This is a genomic window from Oleiphilus sp. HI0080 (assembly GCF_001635135.1).
Genome location: NZ_LWFU01000535.1, coordinates 1 through 1,462 on the forward strand (window position 1 = coordinate 1; position 1,462 = coordinate 1,462).

Annotated in this window: 2 protein-coding genes; one reads left to right on the forward strand and one right to left on the reverse strand. The window is 41.0% G+C overall.

Annotation, left to right across the window (positions count from 1 at the left end):
* Positions 1–472 (forward strand): hypothetical protein (locus tag A3751_RS22825; RefSeq protein ID WP_197466290.1); only part of this gene is annotated, 472 nt, incomplete at its 5' end.
* A 102-nt stretch (positions 473–574) separates the two neighbouring features.
* Here the strand turns inward: A3751_RS22825 and A3751_RS11520 are convergent.
* Positions 575–1,462, reverse strand: an 888-nt coding sequence (locus tag A3751_RS11520) for a hypothetical protein (RefSeq protein ID WP_231876882.1), incomplete at its 5' end; no start/stop codon positions are given.

Sequence of the window (1,462 nt, forward strand, 5' to 3'; positions counted from 1 at the left end):
AGCCGCAGTGCTGCCAAACATTGGATTAAAGCTAGGTTACAACAAATTTAAAAATAAGACTGCAATACCAGTTTTAGATGTCGATCGAGATGAAACTTTAACGGTTCAGACTCCTTCTTCAAATAGTCGTTGGGCTTTTCCAGGTTTTCAGTTCCAACGGGGCCGTTGGTATTATCTGGAAGAAACTTTTGTGCGAGAGACTGCTGATGGTGTTGCTGATGGTATTTATAAGCTCTATTTATCTTCTGTAGGTGAAAATAATAGCGAACCCTTGGTTGAGCGAATTGACGTGGCATATGGGGCAATTAGTGCAATGTCTATTATCGGCAATTGGCAGCATACGAATGACGCTAGTGGGTATGTCTATATCGATAGTATTGAAATTGCTGACCACTACATTGGTCCGGTTGATTATAAAGCACCAAGTAACCCGCCTCCGTTCGAGAGTATTAGGGGAACGGTTATCAAGTAAAAAATACGTTGCTACCTTTTGAAGTGAAGAAAAGTGATTCTTAATTACTTAATGGGTACGGTGTTTTTCGATTAAATAGGGGCGCTACGGATTCAAATATGCCTATTTAGAAGCAAGCCTGAGTGATCTTGCCCAAGCCCTCGCATTAAATGAATACAAGTGCTCTACGTAGCTTAGAGTTTCCTCAGGGGACCAAAAGTTAGTGAATACTTGGGGCCAATGCTCTACATGCTGGGTATCGTAAACGCTTATTATCTTCATTGGCACGTGGCTAAAACCTAGTCCAGCCGCCACTGCTGCACGGTGTTGTCCATGGGAAATTAAGAATCTTTCTTCGCCTTTATGAAGGACTGCTATTGCAGTTATATCGCCATCATTGTGGTTTCTCCGATAACCATTGCGATTAATATTTAGGTAAAGCTTGCGAACTCTGTTGAACTCTATTTCCCCTTTACGCTCGGATACTGGGCCTTGCAGGCCATAGCCTTCATTTTCAGTAATATCTGAATTTGCAGACCACATGTTTTCATCTTTTATGTTTATTCGCATAAAAGCTTCTCTTTCATCAGGGGAAAGGTTTTGTAGGGGGTGGTGTAGCGTATATGCCGGGTATTCTTTTAAATAAAGAGGCGCTTTAGTTCCTAGTAAAGCGTCGTAACTATTGCTTGGAGTCCATGCCGTATAATATTGCTTTAAGATTGAATCTCTATAGCTCGTATTCTCATTTCTTTTTAGTTGCTTTGTGAGTTCCACGAAAGGGTGCCAGCCAAAATCTCCAAACGATAGTCCGCTTACAGTGCGACATTTGTTTATAGGGGTGTTATGAGCAGAAGGGCGACCAATGTTTTGTTTGTGTATCGTTTCCCGGAGGTCATCTAAAACAGGCGGAGGCTTATTTTCACTTACCCTAGAAATATCTATTCCTACGCTATGTAGGGCATTTTTTATTAAATGCTTTAATGACATTGTATTATGAGACCTTAAGATTAA